This is a genomic window from Enterobacter sp. 3U4, from assembly GCF_057224565.1.
Map to the genome: position 1 here is coordinate 3,709,367 of NZ_CP136665.1, position 18,125 is coordinate 3,727,491.

An 18,125-nucleotide genomic window follows, 5' to 3' on the forward strand; every position below is an offset into this window, starting at 1 on the left:
GCCAAATGTCTGACAGCATGAAAAAAGTACAACTTCATCATGACGTTTTATGCTATTTGCTCTGGGGAACTGTGTTCGTTGATTTATAAATAATCAGTCTTCACCACAGTATTTTGAGTGTTGGCGGAGAATAACGCCCTTCTTATAAATACCGAATTTGCGGTATCCCCACTGCCCGATGGGCGTTTCCGGCGCGTTGTGGGTTCACCTCCTCATGCGCCGAGGCTGGTCCTGCCTACAGAATCGCTTTTCCTGAGGAATAAAATCCTCTTTTTTGATCGCACAGGCACTGGCGAATAAATCAACAAATGTGATATAGTTCACACATATTTTGTAACGAGAAACACCGTTTCATTCAGTTCGTCTGTTTTGTAGAGGATGGGTTTTATGGCAACCATTACTACCAGCATGGTTCTCCTGCGCTGGCCTTTGTTGAGTGCGGTACTGATGTTTTTAGCCAGTACGCTGAACATTCAGTTTCGTAAATCTGACTATGCGGGTCTTGCTGTCATCAGCACCCTGCTGGGGCTGGGTGCAGCCTGCTGGTTTGCAACGGGTCTGCTTGGCATAACCCTGCTGGATATCGCCGCCGTCTGGGAAAATATTAAAGTGGTGATGGTTGAGGCGATGAGCCACACGCCACCCGACTGGCCGATGGTGATTACCTGATCCCTTACGGAATAAAAAACCCAGACGATGGTCTGGGTTTTTTGTTTTAAGTACTCGGAAATCAGAACGGAATGTCGTCGTCGAAATCCATTGGCGGTTCGTTAGACGGCGCGGGAGCAGACTGCTGCTGCGGACGAGACTGTGCGCCGCCGCTGAACTGGTTACCGCCCTGCGGCTGCTGAGGCTGACCCCAACCGCCCTGCTGCTGGTTCTGACCGCCACCCGCCGGTGCGCCACCGCCCTGACGGCCACCCAGCATCTGCATGGTGCCGCCGACGTTGACTACTACTTCAGTCGTGTACTTCTCAGCACCGGACTGATCGGTCCATTTGCGGGTACGCAGCTGGCCTTCGATATACACCTGAGAACCTTTACGCAGATACTCACCGGCCACTTCTGCCAGTTTGCCAAACAGCACAACGCGGTGCCATTCGGTCTGCTCTTTCATCTCACCGGTCGCTTTATCACGCCAGGATTCGGAAGTAGCCAGCGTAATGTTGGCAACTGCGCCACCACTCGGCATGTAGCGTACTTCCGGGTCCTGGCCCAGATTACCGACGAGAATCACCTTGTTTACGCCTCTGCTGGCCATGTTCGTGTCTCCTGAATACGTTTCTTAATAGTGTAAACGCGCGAGTGTACCATTTCCATGCTGCACTTTGATAGTTGCGTAGCACGTTCCAGAGTTCTCCCGCAACTCGACATTGTTACACAGCGAATCAGAAAATGCATTCCAATACTGTATATTCAAACAGGTCAAATTGTGTCATAATTAGCCGTTTCTGACAGCCGTTTGTCCTTCAAACAAACCAGGCAATCCGTGTTCCAACCGGGAAAGGTGAATGGATAAGATCGAAGTTCGGGGCGCCCGCACCCACAATCTCAAGAATATCAACCTGATAATCCCTCGCGACAAGCTCATTGTCGTGACCGGGCTTTCGGGGTCTGGCAAATCCTCACTGGCTTTCGACACCCTGTATGCCGAAGGACAGCGTCGTTACGTTGAATCACTCTCTGCGTACGCGCGTCAGTTCTTGTCGCTGATGGAAAAACCGGATGTCGACCACATTGAAGGGTTGTCCCCTGCTATCTCTATTGAGCAGAAATCTACCTCGCATAACCCGCGCTCAACGGTCGGTACCATTACCGAAATTCATGACTACCTGCGTCTGCTGTATGCCCGCGTGGGTGAGCCGCGCTGCCCGGACCACGACGTCCCGCTGGCGGCCCAGACCGTAAGCCAGATGGTGGATAACGTCCTGTCGCAGCCGGAAGGCAAGCGCCTGATGCTGCTGGCGCCGATCATCAAAGAGCGTAAGGGTGAGCACACCAAAACGCTGGAAAACCTGGCAAGCCAGGGCTATATCCGCGCCCGTATTGACGGTGAGGTGTGTGACCTGTCCGATCCGCCCAAGCTGGAGCTGCAGAAAAAGCACACCATCGAAGTGGTGATTGACCGCTTTAAGGTGCGCGACGATCTCGCCACGCGTCTGGCGGAATCCTTTGAAACGGCGCTGGAACTCTCTGGCGGTACGGCCGTGGTCTCCGACATGGACGACCCGAAAGCGGAAGAGCTGCTCTTCTCCGCCAACTTCGCCTGTCCGATTTGCGGCTACAGCATGCGCGAGCTTGAACCGCGCCTGTTCTCCTTCAACAACCCGGCGGGCGCGTGCCCGACGTGTGACGGCCTGGGCGTGCAGCAGTATTTCGACCCGGACCGCGTGATCCAGAATCCGGAGCTGTCGCTGGCGGGGGGCGCCATTCGCGGCTGGGATAAGCGTAACTTCTATTACTTCCAGATGCTGAAGTCGCTGGCAGAGCACTACAAGTTCGACGTTGAAGCGCCATGGGCCAGCCTGAGCCCGAACGTACACAAAGTGATCCTGTTCGGTTCCGGCAAAGAGAACATCGAGTTCAAATACATGAACGATCGCGGCGATACCTCCGTGCGTCGTCACCCGTTCGAAGGGGTGCTGCACAATATGGAGCGCCGCTACAAAGAGACCGAATCCAGCGCGGTACGCGAAGAGCTGGCGAAGTTCATCAGCAACCGCTCCTGTGCCACCTGTGAGGGCACGCGTTTGCGTCGCGAAGCGCGCCACGTGTTTGTGGAAAACACGGCGCTGCCGACCATCTCAGACATGAGCATCGGCCACGCGATGGACTTCTTCAACAACCTGAAGCTCTCTGGCCAGCGCGCGAAAATTGCCGAAAAAGTGCTGAAAGAGATTGGCGATCGCCTGAAATTCCTGGTGAACGTTGGCCTGAACTACCTGACGCTTTCCCGCTCGGCGGAAACGCTCTCCGGCGGTGAAGCGCAGCGTATCCGTCTGGCTAGCCAGATTGGCGCAGGTTTAGTCGGCGTGATGTACGTGCTGGACGAGCCGTCCATCGGCCTGCACCAGCGCGACAACGAGCGCCTGCTCGGCACGCTGGTTCACCTGCGCAACCTCGGCAACACGGTGATCGTGGTCGAACACGATGAAGATGCGATCCGCGCGGCTGACCACGTCATTGACATTGGCCCTGGCGCTGGCGTGCACGGCGGTCAGGTCGTTGCAGAAGGGACGCTGAAAGACATCATGGCGGTGCCCGAATCGCTGACCGGCCAGTACATGAGCGGTAAGCGTAAGATTGAGGTGCCAAAACAGCGCGTAGCGGCAGATCCGGAAAAAGTGCTGAAGCTGACCGGCGCGCGCGGCAACAACCTGAAAGACGTCACCCTGACGCTGCCGGTTGGCCTGTTTACCTGTATCACCGGCGTGTCCGGCTCCGGTAAATCGACGCTGATCAACGATACGCTGTTCCCGATTGCGCAGACGGCGCTGAACGGCGCGACGCTGGCCGAGCCTGCGCCGTACCGTGACATTCAGGGGCTGGAGCATTTCGATAAAGTTATCGACATTGACCAGAGCCCGATTGGCCGTACGCCGCGCTCTAACCCGGCAACCTATACCGGCGTCTTCACGCCCGTACGTGAACTGTTTGCCGGCGTGCCGGAAGCGCGCTCCCGCGGCTATACGCCAGGACGTTTCAGCTTTAACGTGCGCGGTGGCCGCTGCGAAGCGTGCCAGGGCGACGGCGTGATCAAGGTTGAGATGCACTTCCTGCCGGATATTTACGTGCCGTGCGACCAGTGCAAAGGCAAGCGCTATAACCGCGAAACGCTGGAAATTAAGTACAAAGGCAAGACCATCCACGAAGTGCTGGACATGACCATCGAAGAGGCGCGCGAATTCTTTGATGCCGTACCTGCGCTGGCGCGTAAGCTGCAGACGCTGATGGACGTGGGCCTGACCTACATTCGTCTGGGGCAGTCGGCAACCACGCTGTCCGGCGGTGAAGCGCAGCGCGTGAAGCTGGCGCGCGAGCTGTCAAAACGCGGCACCGGTCAGACGCTCTACATTCTGGATGAGCCGACCACCGGCCTGCACTTTGCCGACATCCAGCAGCTGCTCGACGTGCTGCATCAGCTGCGCGATCAGGGCAACACTATCGTGGTCATCGAACATAACCTGGACGTGATTAAAACCGCGGACTGGATTGTCGATCTCGGCCCGGAAGGCGGCAGCGGCGGCGGTGAAATTCTCGTCTCCGGTACCCCAGAGACCGTTGCAGAGTGCGAAGCCTCGCACACCGCGCGCTTCCTTAAGCCGTTGCTGTAATTGTCACACGGAGAGTTGCTGTCGGGTGGTTTCCGGCAGCAGCTCAACCGCCTGCTGATAGGACGCGTCCACCAGATAGTAAATTTGCGAGCCTGGAATCGATCCGTCCAGATAAACGGTGCTCCAGTGTGCCTTATTGAGGTGCTTGCTCGGCCTCACGTCATCATGCTGCTGACGGAGTAAATCGGCCAGTTCAGGGCTGGTTTTCAGCGACGCCGCCGGACGGCCTTCCACCTCCTTCACCATCGCAAACAGCACATCCCCCACCTTAATCTGCGTGGCTTTCCAGTCGCTGTGGACGCTCTGCTCCGCGCCGGGTTTGCTCATGCAGTACTGTAGTATCTCCGAAATTGTCATCTTTATTCCCCTTGTAGCGTGGCGATAATTTTACGCGAACCACCGTGAATGCGATGCTCTCCCAGCCAGATCCCCTGCCACGTTCCCAACAGCAGCCGCCCGTTGTGGACCGGCAGCATCAGCGATACGCCCAGCAAAGAGGATTTGATATGCGAAGGCATATCGTCTGCCCCCTCATAGTCATGCTCGTAAGGGGCGTTGTCCGGGACGCTCTTCAGAAAATGCCGCTCCATGTCAGACCGGACGGTGGGATCGCAATTTTCATTCAGCGTCAGAGAGGCAGACGTATGCTGAAGCAGCAGATGTAGCAAACCCGTTTTCACCCGCGACAGGTCGCGGAGTTGCCCGATGACCTCATCGGTCACCAGGTGAAATCCGCGTGGTTTTGCGCATAAGGCCAGGGTCTGTTGGTACCACATGTGCTGCTCCGTAATGAAAGATGAATCTTTCTAAGTGTGCAGCAAGAAGGCGAAAGGTAAAACCCACAGCAGCGAGATTTGATTAAAAAAGAGTCAAACACGCTGCCGGATACTTAATACTCCGAGTTGACGATCACCTCTTCGCCAAACTTTCCGGCCATCGGCAGCGGTCGATAGGTTGAGTTAGACGCGCGTAACACCCTGATCCCTCTTGCACCCACGTCATGCGCGGCGGTGATGTCGTTATCCGAATCGCCGTAGAATACTTTGATATTTTTCTTTTCCAGCCACTGGGTTTTGGTGTTTTGCCCCTCTTTGTCACCGGCAAAAATTACCGGGTTCATGCTGGTCGCCGGGATCTGGAAATCGTCCTGCAGCGTTTTAGAGACGGTTTCGGTTTTGGTCTGACTGCGGCCGGTGACAAAGTAAATGCTGTCGCCGCGCTTCACGTGCATGGCAATAAGCGCACGGGCAACCTCTTTCGGGATGCTGAACTCGTCCCAGCCGTTGTTCATTTTTTCCCAGAATTCCGGGTTTTTCAGATACGCTTCGCTGTCGGGTGAATACGTTTTCTTCCCGCGCCAGAAGCCCGGGCTTGAGAACAGTACGGTATCGTCAATGTCAAAACCCACGGCCATTGGCGCACGGCCCATCAGGCTGTTTTCGATTTGGGCCACGGAAACCCAGTGAATAGGTGCCTGCTCGGCAAGAATGGCGGCGGTGGTGCCGGTGTAAAGCGGCGTCGGGGCAGAAGCACGCGCGACGACAGCGCTGTTAAGTGAGAACAATAAGCAGGCGGCGCTGAGCGCCAGTGTGATCTTGCGCATATTTTCCCCTGAATATTCAGCTTGTTATTGTTTTATTTTGAGTGAATGGTCAAAAAACTATCCGACCATAACCCCAGCGGGAGGTGAAGGGAAGGAGTTTTTGCTTATGAAGCGGAATAAAAAGAAGACGATCACAAAGCGCAGAAGAAACGAGTAGGTCCGGTAAGCGGAGCGCCAGGGGCAAGATTCTTGTGCGGCCTGATGCCCTCACCCCGGCCCTCTCCCGCAGGGAGAGGGGGAAATAAATAGTGAGTACTTACATTACAGCGGCAAACGCCTGCGCCACGCGATGAACGTTGCTGGCATTCAGACCCGCCACGCACATACGGCCGCTGGCAATGAGATAAACGCCGAACTCTTCCCGCAGGCGATCGACCTGCGCCGCGCTCAGTCCGGTATAGCTGAACATCCCGCGCTGCTTGAGCAGATAGTCGAAGTTATGCCCAGGCACGGCCTCTTTCAGCACGTTAACCAGCTCCTGACGCATCGACAGGATGCGCTTGCGCATCGCCTCCACTTCGCCAAGCCAGGAAGCTTTCAGCTTTTCGTCACCGAGAACCGTTGCCACCACCTGCGCACCAAAGTTTGGCGGGCTGGAGTAAATGCGGCGCACCGTCGCCTTAAGCTGGCCGAGCACGCGACCCGCCGCTTCGGCGTCTTCACAGACCACGGACAGACCGCCAACGCGTTCACCGTACAGCGAGAAGATTTTAGAGAAGGAGTTACTCACCAGAACAGGCAGCCCGGCGCTGGCAGCGGCGCGGATGGCATAGGCGTCTTCTTCCATGCCCGTGCCAAAGCCCTGATAGGCAATGTCGAGGAACGGAATCAGGTCGCGGGCCTTCAGTACCTCAATCACCGCATCCCACTGGGCGTTGGTCAGGTCCGCCCCGGTCGGGTTATGGCAGCATGGATGCAGCAGCACAATGCTGCGTGCCGGCAGGGTGTTCAGCTTTTCCAGCAGCGCGTCAACGCGCACGCCGTTAGTTTCGCTATCGAACCACGGATAAGTCGCCACCTTAAATCCCGCGCCCTCGAAGATAGCAACGTGGTTTTCCCACGTCGGGTCGCTCACCCACACGCCTGAATCCGGGAAGTATTTTTTCAGGAAGTCTGCACCCACTTTCAGCGCACCCGAGCCGCCCAGCGTCTGGATGGTCGCCACGCGTTTTTGCGCGAGCACCGCGTGATCGGCGCCAAAAAGCAGCGGTGCGATGGTGTTGCGATAAGCGTTTAGCCCTTCCATCGGCAGATACAGAGAAGCACCGTGTGGAACAGCGTTCAGACGCGCTTCGGCTTCAGCTACGGCTTTTAATTGAGGAATAATGCCATCCTCGTTGTAATACAGACCGATGCTGAGGTTCACTTTGTCGCTGCGAGGATCTTCTTTGAAACGCTCCATTAAGGAGAGGATAGGGTCGCCGGCATAGGCGTCAACTTTCTGAAACACGCGATGGTTCTCCGGAATTCGATGAGGCAGGGATTTCAACAATAAACCGGAAGTGGGAGAAGGTCGAGAGGATGTTAATAAAGTTGGAGCGAGGATAAAAACCTCACTCCATTGGCGGTTCAATCTATATATTTCATCGCCACCCGTGAGGTCAGGCGCGTGATAAGTTCGTAAGCACTCACTTTCGTAATTTCAGCAATGCGTTCAACAGGCAAACCTTCCCCCCACATCACCACATCGTCGCCAGGCTTATCCTGGGCTTCAGGCCCAAGATCGACACAAATCATGTCCATCGCCACGCGGCCGACGATCTTCACCTCGCGACCGTTGACCAGAACCGGCGTGCCCGAAGGTGCGGCACGCGGATAGCCGTCACCATAGCCCATCGCCACCACGCCGAGACGGGTATCACGCTCGCTGGTCCAGGTACCGCCGTAGCCCACCGGCTCGCCCGCTTTATGGTCACGCACGGCAATCAGGTTAGAGACCAGCGACATGACCGGCTGGAAGCCAAAGTCCGGCCCCCAGGGTTTGTTCTCCAGCGGCGACACGCCGTAGAGAATGATGCCCGGTCGCGCCCAGTCGAAATGCGACTGCGGCCACAGCAGGATCCCCCCGGATGCGGCGATCGATCGCATCCCCGGCTTGCCTTCGCAGAAGGTATTAAAGATATCCAGCTGGCGCTCGGTCGCACCGCACTCGGGCTCATCGGCGCGGGCGAAGTGGCTGACAATATTCACCGGCTGGCGCACGTTTTTACACCTGCATAAGCGCTGATAAAATGCTTCCGCACCTTCCGGACGCACGCCCAGACGGTGCATGCCCGTATCAAGCTTCATCCACACGGTCACCGGCTCGCTCAGTTCAGCGGTTTCGAGTGCGGCGAGCTGTTCTTCATTATGCACTGCCGTGTGAAGATGCTGGTCAGCAATGGTCGGCAAATCTGTGGCTTCGAAAAAGCCTTCCAGCAGCAAAATCGGTTGAGTAATCCCCCCCGCGCGCAGGCGAAGGGCTTCTTCAAGACGGGCGACGCCAAAGGCGTCGGCATCGGGGAGCGTTCGCGCGGTCTCAAGAAGACCGTGTCCGTAAGCGTTCGCTTTCACGACTGCAACGAGCTTGCTGGCGGGTGCCAGTTCACGCAGACGTTGCAGGTTGTGTCGCAGAGCGCGGCGGTTAATCACAACAGTTGCCGCTTGCATTTGAATTCCTTAGAAATTACTCATCATCATATTGAGGACCGGCATAGTTGTCGAAACGCGACCACTGTCCGTTAAAGGTCAGACGCACCGTCCCGATAGGGCCGTTACGTTGTTTACCAATAATAATTTCGGCGATCCCTTTCAGGTCGCTATTCTCGTGATAAACCTCATCACGGTAGATGAACATGATTAAGTCGGCATCCTGCTCGATGGAGCCGGATTCACGCAGGTCGGAGTTGACCGGGCGCTTGTCGGCGCGTTGTTCCAGGGAGCGGTTCAGCTGCGAAAGCGCAACGACCGGCACGTGCAGCTCTTTGGCTAGCGCCTTGAGCGAGCGGGAAATCTCGGCAATTTCCAGCGTACGGTTGTCGGAAAGCGACGGGACGCGCATCAGCTGAAGGTAGTCGATCATGATAAGGCCGATACCGCCGTGTTCACGGGCGATACGACGCGCGCGGGAACGGACTTCCGTCGGCGTCAGGCCGGAGGAGTCATCGATATAGATGTTACGTTTTTCCAGCAGAATGCCCATTGTGCCGGAGATGCGCGCCCAGTCTTCATCATCGAGCTGACCGGTACGAATGCGGGTCTGATCCACGCGCGAGAGCGACGCCAGAGAACGCATCATAATCTGTTCGGAGGGCATCTCAAGACTGAAAATGAGTACCGGCTTATCCTGCAACATCGCCGCATTTTCGACGAGGTTCATCGCAAATGTCGTTTTACCCATCGACGGACGCGCCGCGACGATAATCAAATCCGACGGCTGCAGGCCGGCGGTTTTCTTGTTGAGATCGTCATAGCCGGTGTTTACCCCGGTGACGCCGTCGTGCGGCTGCTGGAACAGCTGTTCGATACGGGCGACGGTGGCATCGAGCACATCAGCGATGTTTTTTGGGCCTTCGTCTTTGTTGGCGCGGCTTTCGGCGATTTTAAAGACGCGGGACTCGGCAAGGTCGAGCAGGTCTTCGCTGGTGCGACCCTGCGGATCAAAACCGGCTTCGGCGATCTCGTTCGCCACCGAGATCATCTCGCGAACGACGGCACGTTCGCGCACGATATCGGCATAAGCGCTGATGTTCGCCGCACTAGGCGTGTTTTTTGACAGTTCCGCCAGATAGGCAAATCCGCCGCAGCTGTCGAGCTGCCCAAGACGCTCCAGCGATTCCGCGAGCGTAATCAGGTCGATCGGGCTGCCCGACTCCTGCAGACGCGCCATTTCGGTAAAGATATGGCGGTGCGGGCGGGTGTAGAAATCTTCCGCCACGACGCGCTCTGCGACGTCGTCCCAGCGTTCGTTATCCAGCATTAAACCGCCCAACACCGACTGTTCCGCTTCAATCGAGTGCGGCGGGACTTTTAACCCTGCGACCTGGAAATCACGCTCGCGAGGTTCAGTCTGTTTGTTGAAGGGTTTGTTTCCTGCCATAGTGAATGGAGTTACCGAGATAAAGAGTGGGTCGAAAGATTACCATATTTTTCTTACGGAGGGAGCATGGCAACGCGCATTGAATTCCAGAAACACGGTGGGCCAGACGTACTGAAAGCGGTGGAGTTCACCCCAGCCGCGCCTGGCGAAAACGAAGTACAGGTTGAAAACAAAGCCATAGGCATAAACTACATCGACACCTATATTCGCGGCGGTCTGTACCCGCCTCCGTCAATGCCCAGCGGCCTGGGCACCGAGGCAGCCGGTGTCGTCGTCAAAGTGGGCAGCGCGGTCAAACATATTAAAGAGGGCGACCGCGTGGTGTATGCGCAGTCTGCGCTGGGCGCGTACAGTTCCGTCCACAACGTTCCGGCGGATAAAGCCGCCCTGCTGCCTAACGCCATCTCCTTTGAGCAGGCAGCAGCCTCGTTCCTGAAAGGTTTGACGGTTTACTACCTGCTGCGCAAAACCTATGAAATTAAACCCGACGAGCAGTTCCTGTTTCACGCCGCAGCGGGTGGCGTCGGGCTCATCGCCTGTCAGTGGGCAAAAGCACTGGGCGCGAAGCTGATCGGCACCGTTGGAAATGCACAAAAAGCGCAGCGCGCGCTGCAGGCGGGCGCCTGGCAGGTGATTAACTACCGTGAAGAGAGCATTGTCGAACGGCTGAAGGAGATCACTAACGGCAATAAGGTGCGCGTCGTGTATGACTCGGTTGGGAAAGATACCTGGGAAGCCTCGCTGGACTGCCTGCAGCGTCGTGGGCTGATGGTGAGCTTCGGGAATGCGTCAGGTGCAGTCACCGGCGTGAATCTCGGCATTCTGAACCAGAAAGGTTCGCTGTATGTGACTCGCCCTTCCCTGCAAGGATACATCACCAACCGGGAAGAACTTGAGGAAGCCAGCAACGAGCTGTTCTCGCTGATCGCCAGCGGCGTCATTAAGGTGGATGTGGCAGAGGCGCAGAAATATCCGCTAACCGATGCGCAGCGCGCGCATGAGGTGCTGGAGAGCCGGGCAACGCAGGGGTCGAGTTTGTTGATTCCCTGAGCCCCAAAAAGAAATTGGGCTTCCCGTGGGAAGCCCTTTCTTTTTTTAGTTCGGCTGTATGTAGGGTACAGCTCGATGAATTCTTTAACAGCAGTCATAGTGACAGATTCGATAAGTAAATCCTATTCTGTTCTAAGCCATGCTGCCGGAAAAGTTACAACTATGTGACGAACCCCTCAATACCTTAGTAACGAAAGCGGTTATTGCGCTGATAACCGGGCACTTTTGGCGATTTAATCGCCCGTATCACCCACACCACCGCCACGGCCAGCAGCAGCCACGGCAGCAGTTTGATCGTCAGGGCAAACAGTCCGCCAATAAACATGACGACCGTCGCCACAACGATAGCCGCCAGAATGCCGAGCAGCGAAATGCCCGTTGCTAACAGCATGACAAAAAAGCCAATCACAAAAAGTAGTTCCAGCATGGTGCTCTCCCACGAGTTCCCGAATGATGCTGAACACATTACAAGAATCATGCCAGACATAACGTGTTGTTCTTAAAGCAAAACGCCCCGCGAGAATTCGCAGGGCGTGGTGAATTTGACGAACTTTTAGCGAAAGTTATCGCTTGTCTGCCACCAGTCGCAGCGCATGTTCCAGCACCTCGATATCGGCTCCGGCTTTATGCGCATTCTCGCTCAAATAGCGACGCCACTGACGCGCGCCAGGAATCCCCTGGAACAGACCAAGCATATGGCGGGTGATATGGCCGAGATAGGTACCGTTGCTCAGCTCGCGCTCAATGTAAGGGTACATTGCCCGCACGACGGCAACCGGATCGGTGTCTGCGCCTTCGATGCCAAAGATTTCGCGATCGACCGTCGCCAGAATGCCCGGGTTCTGATACGCCTCGCGCCCAACCATTACCCCATCCATATGTTCAAGGTGCGCTTTGGCCTCTTCCAGCGACTTGATGCCGCCGTTAATGGACATCGTCAGGTGCGGGAAGTCACGCTTCAGTTGATACACGCGCGGGTAGTCCAGCGGCGGGATCTCACGGTTCTCTTTCGGGCTGAGGCCGGAGAGCCAGGCTTTTCGCGCATGGATGATGAACATCTCGCATTCACCCTTTCCGGAGACCGTATTGATGAAATCGCACAGGAACTCGTAGCTGTCCTGGTCGTCAATCCCGATACGGGTTTTGACCGTTACCGGAATGGAAACCACATCGCGCATCGCCTTGATACAGTCCGCCACCAGCTGGGCATTCCCCATCAGACAGGCGCCAAACATGCCGTTTTGCACGCGATCGGACGGGCAGCCAACGTTAAGGTTGATCTCGTCGTAGCCGCGTTCTTCCGCCAGCTTCGCGCACTGCGCCAGCGCGGCCGGATCGCTGCCGCCCAGCTGCAGGGCAACCGGATGCTCTTCTTCGCTATAGGCCAGATAGTCGCCCTTCCCGTGAATGATTGCGCCCGTGGTCACCATTTCGGTGTACAGCAACGTGTGGCGGGAGAGCTGGCGCAGGAAATAGCGGCAGTGTCTGTCCGTCCAGTCGAGCATCGGCGCAATGGAGAAACGGTGTGCGGGGAAAGCGGTCTGTGATTCTGACGACATGGCGAAGTTTTAAGCATCTGGTGGAAAAGGGGCGCTACTATAGCACAAAGAAAAGCCGGAGGCGCAGCGCCTCCGGTTGACTTTAGAACGTCATGCTCAGCTGAGCCCCTGCGCCCCAGGTTTCGTCTTCACCGTACAGGCCCATCAGGTCAACATGCACGGTGCTAAACGGCGCGAAACCGACACCGCCGGTAAATACATTGCTGTCGTTACCCTTTACGTCCGCGCGATAACCCGCACGCACCGCCAGCCAGCTGAGCGGCGTCACCTCGGCACCGACGCCAACATACTGCGACGTATCTTCGCTCTTGAAGCCTTTGGTTTCCGTCAAATCGCCATCGGCGGTCAGCGTCACAAGATCGTTGTGCCAGGCGGCACCGGCGGTCACTACAGGGCTGATTTGATAAGTATCACGCACGCCATCCACTTTCTTCGTGTCAATATCCCGGGAGAAGAGATTTTGTCCGGTTAAACCAACGGTCCAGTTATCACCAAAGTCAGCAGCAAGACCGGCATCAACGTTAAAACCAGTATCATCATTACGATAACGACTACTATTGATATCGCCACTGTCGAAGTTGTAGATGGAGACCGTATAGTTATAGAGCCAGGTTTTTTGCAGCTTAGGCGTGATACCTACCGAGACCGGTACGCCGCTAATGTCAAACTGGCGCGCCACCGCCACACCATAGTCCGAAACGATCGCCGCGCGACCAAAGCCTTTTGACTTCAAATCATTCGGATTTGCCACTAACGCGGTGGCTGGAACGGCCTCAATACCGCGCAATGTATCAATGTCGCCCTGATCGATGTAAGAACTCACGCGTGCACGCGCATTCGCTTTTGCGACGAATGCTACGGATAACACGTCATTAGGAATGCTGACAGCGATCCCGGCCCCAGCTTTACCGCTGCCGGTTTTCCCTTTCAGAGAATCCAGTTGATTAGCAAGATCGCCAGCGGCAGCTGAGACGTTCCGGGAGGTCTGACTTGCGGGGTTCAGGAGATCGAAAAAATTGATATTATCCAGCGTGCTGCGATATTTACTGACGTCGTCGCTGATATCATCAATCTTATCGCGCAGATTGTCCTTATCCGAAATCTGAGCGCCAATTGACGGCAGAATAACGGTTACATCATCATCCGGCTTTGCCTTTGCCAACAGCGCCGGGTTTATCAATACTGCACTGCCATAGCTCCCTGCCGCAACGCCTGTTCCCCCCATTGCGTCACCGCGCGCTTCTGTCCAGGTATTGGCTGCTCCCGCCTGATTTGCCATAAACAAGGAAACAGCGATACTCACCACCGAAAATTTAAAATTTTTTTTCACAGTATGCCCGTTATAGTCTGTTATGAAATAACCCCTGTCTGTTATCACCCAAACAGGAACGAACTATTGCTGTGAATAAGTAGTAAAAGACCCGCTATTTCTATCCCTAAGTAAAACTCCCTTACGGCCTGTTATATTTTGTGACGGCCCTCAATATTTATAGAAGAGGAAATTATTTTTTCCCAGGTTTTCCATCATGCGGCCCAAAAAACTGTGGGGGATGGTCTACCCAGCGATCTTCCCGCGTGGCGGCATACACCGGGTTGAGGGGGTAGTAGATGCGATTGTGCTTCTTGTTGGCCTCGCCTACGACCAGCAACCGCACCTCTTCCTCCGTGTTGTTGATAAAGGTGTGGCAGATCCCGGTTCCGGCAGGAAACCCCACGCTGTCGCCCGGTTCAAGCTTCCATAAATAGCCATTAATCCACGCCTCTGGATAACCTTCGAGCACATAAATGAACTCTTCTTCATCGCTTTCCGCATGCGGGTAGGACGTCCTGCGCCCGGGCGGTAAACGCTCATGATGGATACCAATGCGCCCGAGCCCAAGCTTGCGAGCCAACGGGGCGCCGATAGAAAAAAGCTCATCGCTATCTGGATAGGTCGAATCATCCGCGCCTTCCACGTCGCGCCAGTGCCGAATACAGTCAGGTTTTTTCATTGTTTATTTCCCGGTTTGCAATGGGTCAGGTATAGCACAGACTGGCGGATCTCGGCGTTTTTAGCAGAACATGATAAAGTGGGGGTTTTCCGTCCTATAACATCCGGGGTGCTAAATGGATAAGTCCACAAAAGAGCTGTTAGCGCAGGCCGAAAAGCTGTGTGCGCAACGCAATGTGCGCCTGACTCCGCAGCGCCTTGAAGTCTTACGTTTGATGAGCCTGCAGCAGGGTGCTATCAGCGCCTACGATCTGCTCGACCTGCTCCGCGAAAGCGAGCCGCAGGCGAAACCACCGACCGTCTATCGCGCACTGGATTTCCTGCTGGAACAAGGATTCGTGCATAAAGTTGAGTCCACAAACAGCTATGTGTTGTGCCATCTGTTCGATCAGCCCACCCACACGTCGGCGATGTTTATCTGTGACCGTTGCGGCGTGGTGAAAGAAGAGGCAGCGGAAGGCGTGGAAGATATTATGCATACGCTGGCGGCGAAAATGGGTTTTGCCCTGCGTCATAACGTGATTGAGGCGCACGGGCTCTGTTCCGCGTGCGTGGAAGTGGAAGCCTGCCGTCATCAGGACGCCTGTCAGCACGACCACTCTATTCTGGTGAAGAAAAAGCCGCGTTAACGGCAAAAGAAAAGGCGGCCTTGAGCCGCCCTGTGGGTTATTCAGCGTTACCAGCGGTAGTCGTTACGGGTTTCCCAGTCTTTGACTTCGTTTTCCGCCTGATCTTTCGCGTAGCCGTAACGTTCCTGAATTTTACCGACAAGCTGATCGCGTTTACCTTCAATGACGGTCATATCGTCATCGGTCAGCTTACCCCACTTTTCTTTCGCTTTACCTTTGAACTGCTTCCAGTTGCCGCCGATTTCATCTTTATTCATCATCGTGTCCTCTTAGTTAAGCGTCGGGTCGTAACGTCCGTTACGTTCTTTTCTGCTGGACGTGATAATTATTGTAGTTAAGGATTCGGCAGTTGATTTCATATTCGGAATCTTTAACCGTCACGATATATCGTGACGTGAAGAGAACCAGGTATCGTTTTGCCAGTGGCGGTGCCAGATAAAAGCCAGCGATATCCCTCGCAGCGAGAGGAAAACGGCCAGGGCCAGCCACAAGCCGTGATTACCCAGCCAGGGAAGCGTTAGCAGCGTCAGGCCAAACCCTGCCGCTGCGACCGCCATGCTGTTGCGCATTTCAGCCCCGCGCGTCGCACCAATAAACATGCCGTCCAGCAGATAACACCAGACGCCGACCACCGGTAAGACGACTTGCCAGATGAGATAGTGGCTCGCCAGCTCGCGCAGCGCAGGAAGAGACGTAAGCAATGCAACGATCTGCTCACCAAAGCAGGCGTAAACCAGGCCGAACGCCAGCGCCACCAGCCCAGACTGACGGCAGGCTGCCCGCCAGACGTCCCGAAGCTGCCCGCTTTCGCGCGCGCCGTACGCCTGTCCGGAATGCGCTTCAACCGCATAGGCAAAACCGTCCAGCGCGTAGGCGGTAAAGGTCAGAAGCGTCATCAATACTGCATTGACCGCAACGATTTCTGGCCCCAGCCGAGCCCCGAAAACCGTCAGCGCGCCGAAGCAGAGCTGAAGCAGCAGCGAGCGCAGCATGATGTCACGATTGAGGGCCAGCAGCTTACGGATATTGCCGCGCCATGCGGTTTTGAGCTGCGCAAGGGAGATCCCGCGCATCGCCAGCACGCGCCAGACCATCCACAGACCAATGATAAAGGTTCCGTATTCGGCAATTGCCGTCGCCAGCGCCGCGCCCTGCACGTTCATATGCAGGCCCATTACCAGCCAGACATCCAGCACAATGTTGAGAAGGTTGCCTACCACCAGCAAAATCACTGGTGCACGGGCGTACTGCACGCCCAGTAGCCACCCGAGCAGAACCAGGTTAGCCAGCGAGGCGGGTGCGCTGAGCCAGCGGATTTCAAGGAAACGTCGCGCCTGCTCTAATACCGCCTCGCTGCCGCCAACAACATGGAGCGCAAGGTCGATCAGGGGAGTACGTAATAAAACGATTAACGCCCCCGCGCCAAGCGCGAGGATCAGCGGCTGCACCAGCGCGCGCGCCAGACGCAGCGGATCTTTTGCACCATAAGCCTGTGCCGTGAGCCCGGTGGTGCTCATGCGCAAAAAGAGCAGCAGCATAAACAGGAAGCTGGTTGCCGTCGCGCCAATCGCCACGCCGCCAAGATAAACAGGCGAATCAAGATGACCAATAACGGCAGTATCGACCAGACCCAGCAAGGGAACCGTAATATTGGAGAAGATCATCGGCAGAGCAAGACGCCACAATGCCTTATCGGATGCCGTCAGCAGTGACATGAAAAAATACCGGGAGTGGGGAATGAATCAGGCTACAGCGGTGCCATAGCCTGTCGGGAAGAGGTTACAGCCATTCACCGTTGCGGATCACCCCAACCGCCAGTCCTTCGATAGAGAAGTTCTGTTCGCGGAGATCGACCACAATGGGTGAAAACTCGCTGTTTTCAGGCAGCAACTGTACGCTGTTACCCTGTTTTTTCAGACGCTTAACCGTCACTTCGTCATCAATGCGCGCCACAACCACCTGGCCGTTTCGCACATCCTGCGTTTTGTGCACCGCAAGCAGATCGCCGTCAAGAATGCCGATGTCTTTCATCGACATACCGCTAACGCGCAGCAGGAAATCAGCGCTCGGTTTGAACATGCCAGGATCGACCTGGTAATGGCCTTCAATGTGCTGCTGAGCCAGTAAAGGCTCACCAGCAGCAACACGGCCTATCAGCGGAATGCCCGTCTCTTCTTCCACCAGCAGGCGGATGCCGCGTGACGCACCTGAAACAATCTCAATCACGCCTTTACGCGCCAGCGCTTTCAGGTGTTCTTCAGCAGCATTCGGAGAACGGAAGCCCAGACGCTGCGCGATTTCCGCACGCGTGGGTGGCATACCCGTCTGGCCGATATGATCCCGGATGAGATCAAACACCTCTTGTTGCCTGGTCGTTAACGCTTTCATTCCGCCCCCTGGGTGTATATACAGTTATGCTGTGAGTATATACAGTCAAAGGCGATTTTGGAACCAAAAACTGCACAAAAAACCAGGGACTTAATTATTCCTCGAGGCTCATCGGAAATGTGACCAAAGCAGCGTGACCCAGGTGATAACGGCAGTGATAATCGCCAGCAACACGGCAGCAGAGCCCATGTCTTTTGCGCGGCCAGAAAGCTCGTGGAAATCGGAACCAATGCGATCAACAACGGCTTCAATAGCGCTATTAAGAATTTCCACTATCATCACCAGAAGCACGGAACCGATAAGAAGTACGCGGGTAATAGCATCAACATCAAGGAAACAGGCGACGATCACCGCGATGATAGCGGCGACGCCCTCCTGGCGAAAGGCGGCTTCGTTGATCCACGCGGCACGGAAACCTTTCCATGAATAACCGGCGGCTTTGATGATACGCGTTAACCCAGTGGTATTATTGGCCATTAAAAGAACCTTTTATG

19 protein-coding genes are annotated in these 18,125 nt (G+C 55.7%); 4 read left to right on the forward strand and 15 right to left on the reverse strand.

The window, feature by feature from the left end:
- Window positions 1-387 precede the first annotated feature (387 nt).
- Window positions 388-669 (forward strand): YjcB family protein, encoded by a 282-nt coding sequence (locus RVY89_RS17700; RefSeq protein WP_008503385.1) that lies wholly within the window; start codon window positions 388-390, stop codon window positions 667-669.
- Window positions 670-730: 61 nt separating this feature from the next.
- Here RVY89_RS17700 and ssb1 read toward each other — a convergent pair whose 3' ends face one another.
- Complete coding sequence (gene ssb1, locus RVY89_RS17705; protein WP_006177466.1) at window positions 731-1,261, reverse strand: single-stranded DNA-binding protein SSB1; 531 nt, start codon at window positions 1,259-1,261, stop codon at window positions 731-733.
- A 250-nt stretch (window positions 1,262-1,511) separates the two neighbouring features.
- On the opposite strand from ssb1, the gene uvrA reads away from it, so the two are divergent.
- Entirely contained in the window at window positions 1,512-4,334 is a 2,823-nt protein-coding gene (gene uvrA / locus RVY89_RS17710; protein ID WP_045328845.1) for an excinuclease ABC subunit UvrA, read from the forward strand.
- Window positions 4,335-4,337: 3 nt separating this feature from the next.
- On the opposite strand, the gene RVY89_RS17715 is transcribed toward uvrA, so the two are convergent.
- The 6 genes from RVY89_RS17715 to dnaB all read right to left on the reverse strand — a co-directional run bounded on the left by RVY89_RS17715 (window position 4,338) and on the right by dnaB (window position 10,015).
- Complete coding sequence (locus RVY89_RS17715) at window positions 4,338-4,691, reverse strand: MmcQ/YjbR family DNA-binding protein (protein WP_023310053.1); 354 nt, start codon at window positions 4,689-4,691, stop codon at window positions 4,338-4,340.
- 2 nt (window positions 4,692-4,693) lie between these two features.
- Window positions 4,694-5,110 carry a secondary thiamine-phosphate synthase enzyme YjbQ gene (locus RVY89_RS17720; protein ID WP_484826042.1) on the reverse strand — a complete coding sequence of 139 codons (417 nt, stop codon included), beginning with the start codon at window positions 5,108-5,110 and terminating at the stop codon, window positions 4,694-4,696.
- Between the two features lie 113 nt (window positions 5,111-5,223).
- Window positions 5,224-5,937 carry an acid phosphatase AphA gene (gene aphA, locus RVY89_RS17725; protein WP_059347291.1) on the reverse strand — a complete coding sequence of 238 codons (714 nt, stop codon included), beginning with the start codon at window positions 5,935-5,937 and terminating at the stop codon, window positions 5,224-5,226.
- Between the two features lie 256 nt (window positions 5,938-6,193).
- Complete coding sequence (tyrB, locus tag RVY89_RS17730; RefSeq protein ID WP_484826043.1) at window positions 6,194-7,387, reverse strand: aromatic amino acid transaminase; 1,194 nt, start codon at window positions 7,385-7,387, stop codon at window positions 6,194-6,196.
- Window positions 7,388-7,506: 119 nt separating this feature from the next.
- Window positions 7,507-8,586 (reverse strand): alanine racemase, encoded by a 1,080-nt coding sequence (gene alr, locus RVY89_RS17735; RefSeq protein ID WP_484826044.1) that lies wholly within the window; start codon window positions 8,584-8,586, stop codon window positions 7,507-7,509.
- A 16-nt stretch (window positions 8,587-8,602) separates the two neighbouring features.
- On the reverse strand, window positions 8,603-10,015 hold the full coding sequence (gene dnaB, locus RVY89_RS17740) for a replicative DNA helicase (RefSeq protein ID WP_023310046.1): 1,413 nt from the start codon (window positions 10,013-10,015) through the stop codon (window positions 8,603-8,605).
- Between the two features lie 66 nt (window positions 10,016-10,081).
- Between dnaB and RVY89_RS17745 the strand changes: the two genes are divergently transcribed.
- Complete coding sequence (locus RVY89_RS17745) at window positions 10,082-11,065, forward strand: NADPH:quinone reductase (protein ID WP_484826045.1); 984 nt, start codon at window positions 10,082-10,084, stop codon at window positions 11,063-11,065.
- A gap of 184 nt (window positions 11,066-11,249) precedes the next feature.
- Here RVY89_RS17745 and pspG read toward each other — a convergent pair whose 3' ends face one another.
- The 4 genes from pspG to RVY89_RS17765 all read right to left on the reverse strand — a co-directional run bounded on the left by pspG (window position 11,250) and on the right by RVY89_RS17765 (window position 14,615).
- On the reverse strand, window positions 11,250-11,492 hold the full coding sequence (gene pspG / locus RVY89_RS17750) for an envelope stress response protein PspG (RefSeq protein ID WP_407226251.1): 243 nt from the start codon (window positions 11,490-11,492) through the stop codon (window positions 11,250-11,252).
- Between the two features lie 136 nt (window positions 11,493-11,628).
- Entirely contained in the window at window positions 11,629-12,624 is a 996-nt protein-coding gene (dusA, locus tag RVY89_RS17755) for a tRNA dihydrouridine(20/20a) synthase DusA (RefSeq protein WP_484826046.1), read from the reverse strand.
- A gap of 82 nt (window positions 12,625-12,706) precedes the next feature.
- Window positions 12,707-13,954: a conjugal transfer protein TraF gene (locus tag RVY89_RS17760; protein ID WP_484826047.1), complete on the reverse strand. Its 1,248-nt coding sequence runs from the start codon at window positions 13,952-13,954 to the stop codon at window positions 12,707-12,709.
- 172 nt (window positions 13,955-14,126) lie between these two features.
- Window positions 14,127-14,615: a cupin domain-containing protein gene (locus RVY89_RS17765; RefSeq protein ID WP_193941032.1), complete on the reverse strand. Its 489-nt coding sequence runs from the start codon at window positions 14,613-14,615 to the stop codon at window positions 14,127-14,129.
- A gap of 115 nt (window positions 14,616-14,730) precedes the next feature.
- Here RVY89_RS17765 and zur point away from each other — a divergent pair, with 115 nt between their 5' ends.
- Complete coding sequence (gene zur, locus RVY89_RS17770; protein WP_008503369.1) at window positions 14,731-15,243, forward strand: zinc uptake transcriptional repressor Zur; 513 nt, start codon at window positions 14,731-14,733, stop codon at window positions 15,241-15,243.
- Between the two features lie 47 nt (window positions 15,244-15,290).
- On the opposite strand, the gene RVY89_RS17775 is transcribed toward zur, so the two are convergent.
- From RVY89_RS17775 to RVY89_RS17790, 4 genes are all read right to left on the reverse strand, one after another.
- Complete coding sequence (locus RVY89_RS17775) at window positions 15,291-15,500, reverse strand: CsbD family protein (protein ID WP_024906712.1); 210 nt, start codon at window positions 15,498-15,500, stop codon at window positions 15,291-15,293.
- 120 nt (window positions 15,501-15,620) lie between these two features.
- Window positions 15,621-16,958, reverse strand: a complete 1,338-nt coding sequence (gene dinF / locus RVY89_RS17780; protein WP_484826048.1) for an MATE family efflux transporter DinF — start codon at window positions 16,956-16,958, stop codon at window positions 15,621-15,623.
- Window positions 16,959-17,022: 64 nt separating this feature from the next.
- Window positions 17,023-17,631, reverse strand: coding sequence for a transcriptional repressor LexA (lexA, locus tag RVY89_RS17785; RefSeq protein ID WP_045909165.1), 609 nt, complete (start codon window positions 17,629-17,631; stop codon window positions 17,023-17,025).
- A 108-nt stretch (window positions 17,632-17,739) separates the two neighbouring features.
- Window positions 17,740-18,108 carry a diacylglycerol kinase gene (locus RVY89_RS17790; RefSeq protein ID WP_047653110.1) on the reverse strand — a complete coding sequence of 123 codons (369 nt, stop codon included), beginning with the start codon at window positions 18,106-18,108 and terminating at the stop codon, window positions 17,740-17,742.
- Window positions 18,109-18,125: the final 17 nt, after the last annotated feature.

Coding starts and splice junctions, on each gene's coding strand:
- aphA (WP_059347291.1), bottom strand. CDS start 5,937: ATGCGCAAGATCACACTGGCGCTCAGCGCCGCCTGCTTATTGTTCTCA.
- uvrA (WP_045328845.1), top strand. CDS start 1,512: ATGGATAAGATCGAAGTTCGGGGCGCCCGCACCCACAATCTCAAGAAT.
- dnaB (WP_023310046.1), bottom strand. CDS start 10,015: ATGGCAGGAAACAAACCCTTCAACAAACAGACTGAACCTCGCGAGCGT.
- RVY89_RS17790 (WP_047653110.1), bottom strand. CDS start 18,108: ATGGCCAATAATACCACTGGGTTAACGCGTATCATCAAAGCCGCCGGT.
- pspG (WP_407226251.1), bottom strand. CDS start 11,492: ATGCTGGAACTACTTTTTGTGATTGGCTTTTTTGTCATGCTGTTAGCA.
- RVY89_RS17775 (WP_024906712.1), bottom strand. CDS start 15,500: ATGAATAAAGATGAAATCGGCGGCAACTGGAAGCAGTTCAAAGGTAAA.
- ssb1 (WP_006177466.1), bottom strand. CDS start 1,261: ATGGCCAGCAGAGGCGTAAACAAGGTGATTCTCGTCGGTAATCTGGGC.
- RVY89_RS17715 (WP_023310053.1), bottom strand. CDS start 4,691: ATGACAATTTCGGAGATACTACAGTACTGCATGAGCAAACCCGGCGCG.
- dusA (WP_484826046.1), bottom strand. CDS start 12,624: ATGTCGTCAGAATCACAGACCGCTTTCCCCGCACACCGTTTCTCCATT.
- lexA (WP_045909165.1), bottom strand. CDS start 17,631: ATGAAAGCGTTAACGACCAGGCAACAAGAGGTGTTTGATCTCATCCGG.
- RVY89_RS17700 (WP_008503385.1), top strand. CDS start 388: ATGGCAACCATTACTACCAGCATGGTTCTCCTGCGCTGGCCTTTGTTG.
- RVY89_RS17720 (WP_484826042.1), bottom strand. CDS start 5,110: ATGTGGTACCAACAGACCCTGGCCTTATGCGCAAAACCACGCGGATTT.
- zur (WP_008503369.1), top strand. CDS start 14,731: ATGGATAAGTCCACAAAAGAGCTGTTAGCGCAGGCCGAAAAGCTGTGT.
- RVY89_RS17765 (WP_193941032.1), bottom strand. CDS start 14,615: ATGAAAAAACCTGACTGTATTCGGCACTGGCGCGACGTGGAAGGCGCG.
- alr (WP_484826044.1), bottom strand. CDS start 8,586: ATGCAAGCGGCAACTGTTGTGATTAACCGCCGCGCTCTGCGACACAAC.
- dinF (WP_484826048.1), bottom strand. CDS start 16,958: ATGTCACTGCTGACGGCATCCGATAAGGCATTGTGGCGTCTTGCTCTG.
- RVY89_RS17745 (WP_484826045.1), top strand. CDS start 10,082: ATGGCAACGCGCATTGAATTCCAGAAACACGGTGGGCCAGACGTACTG.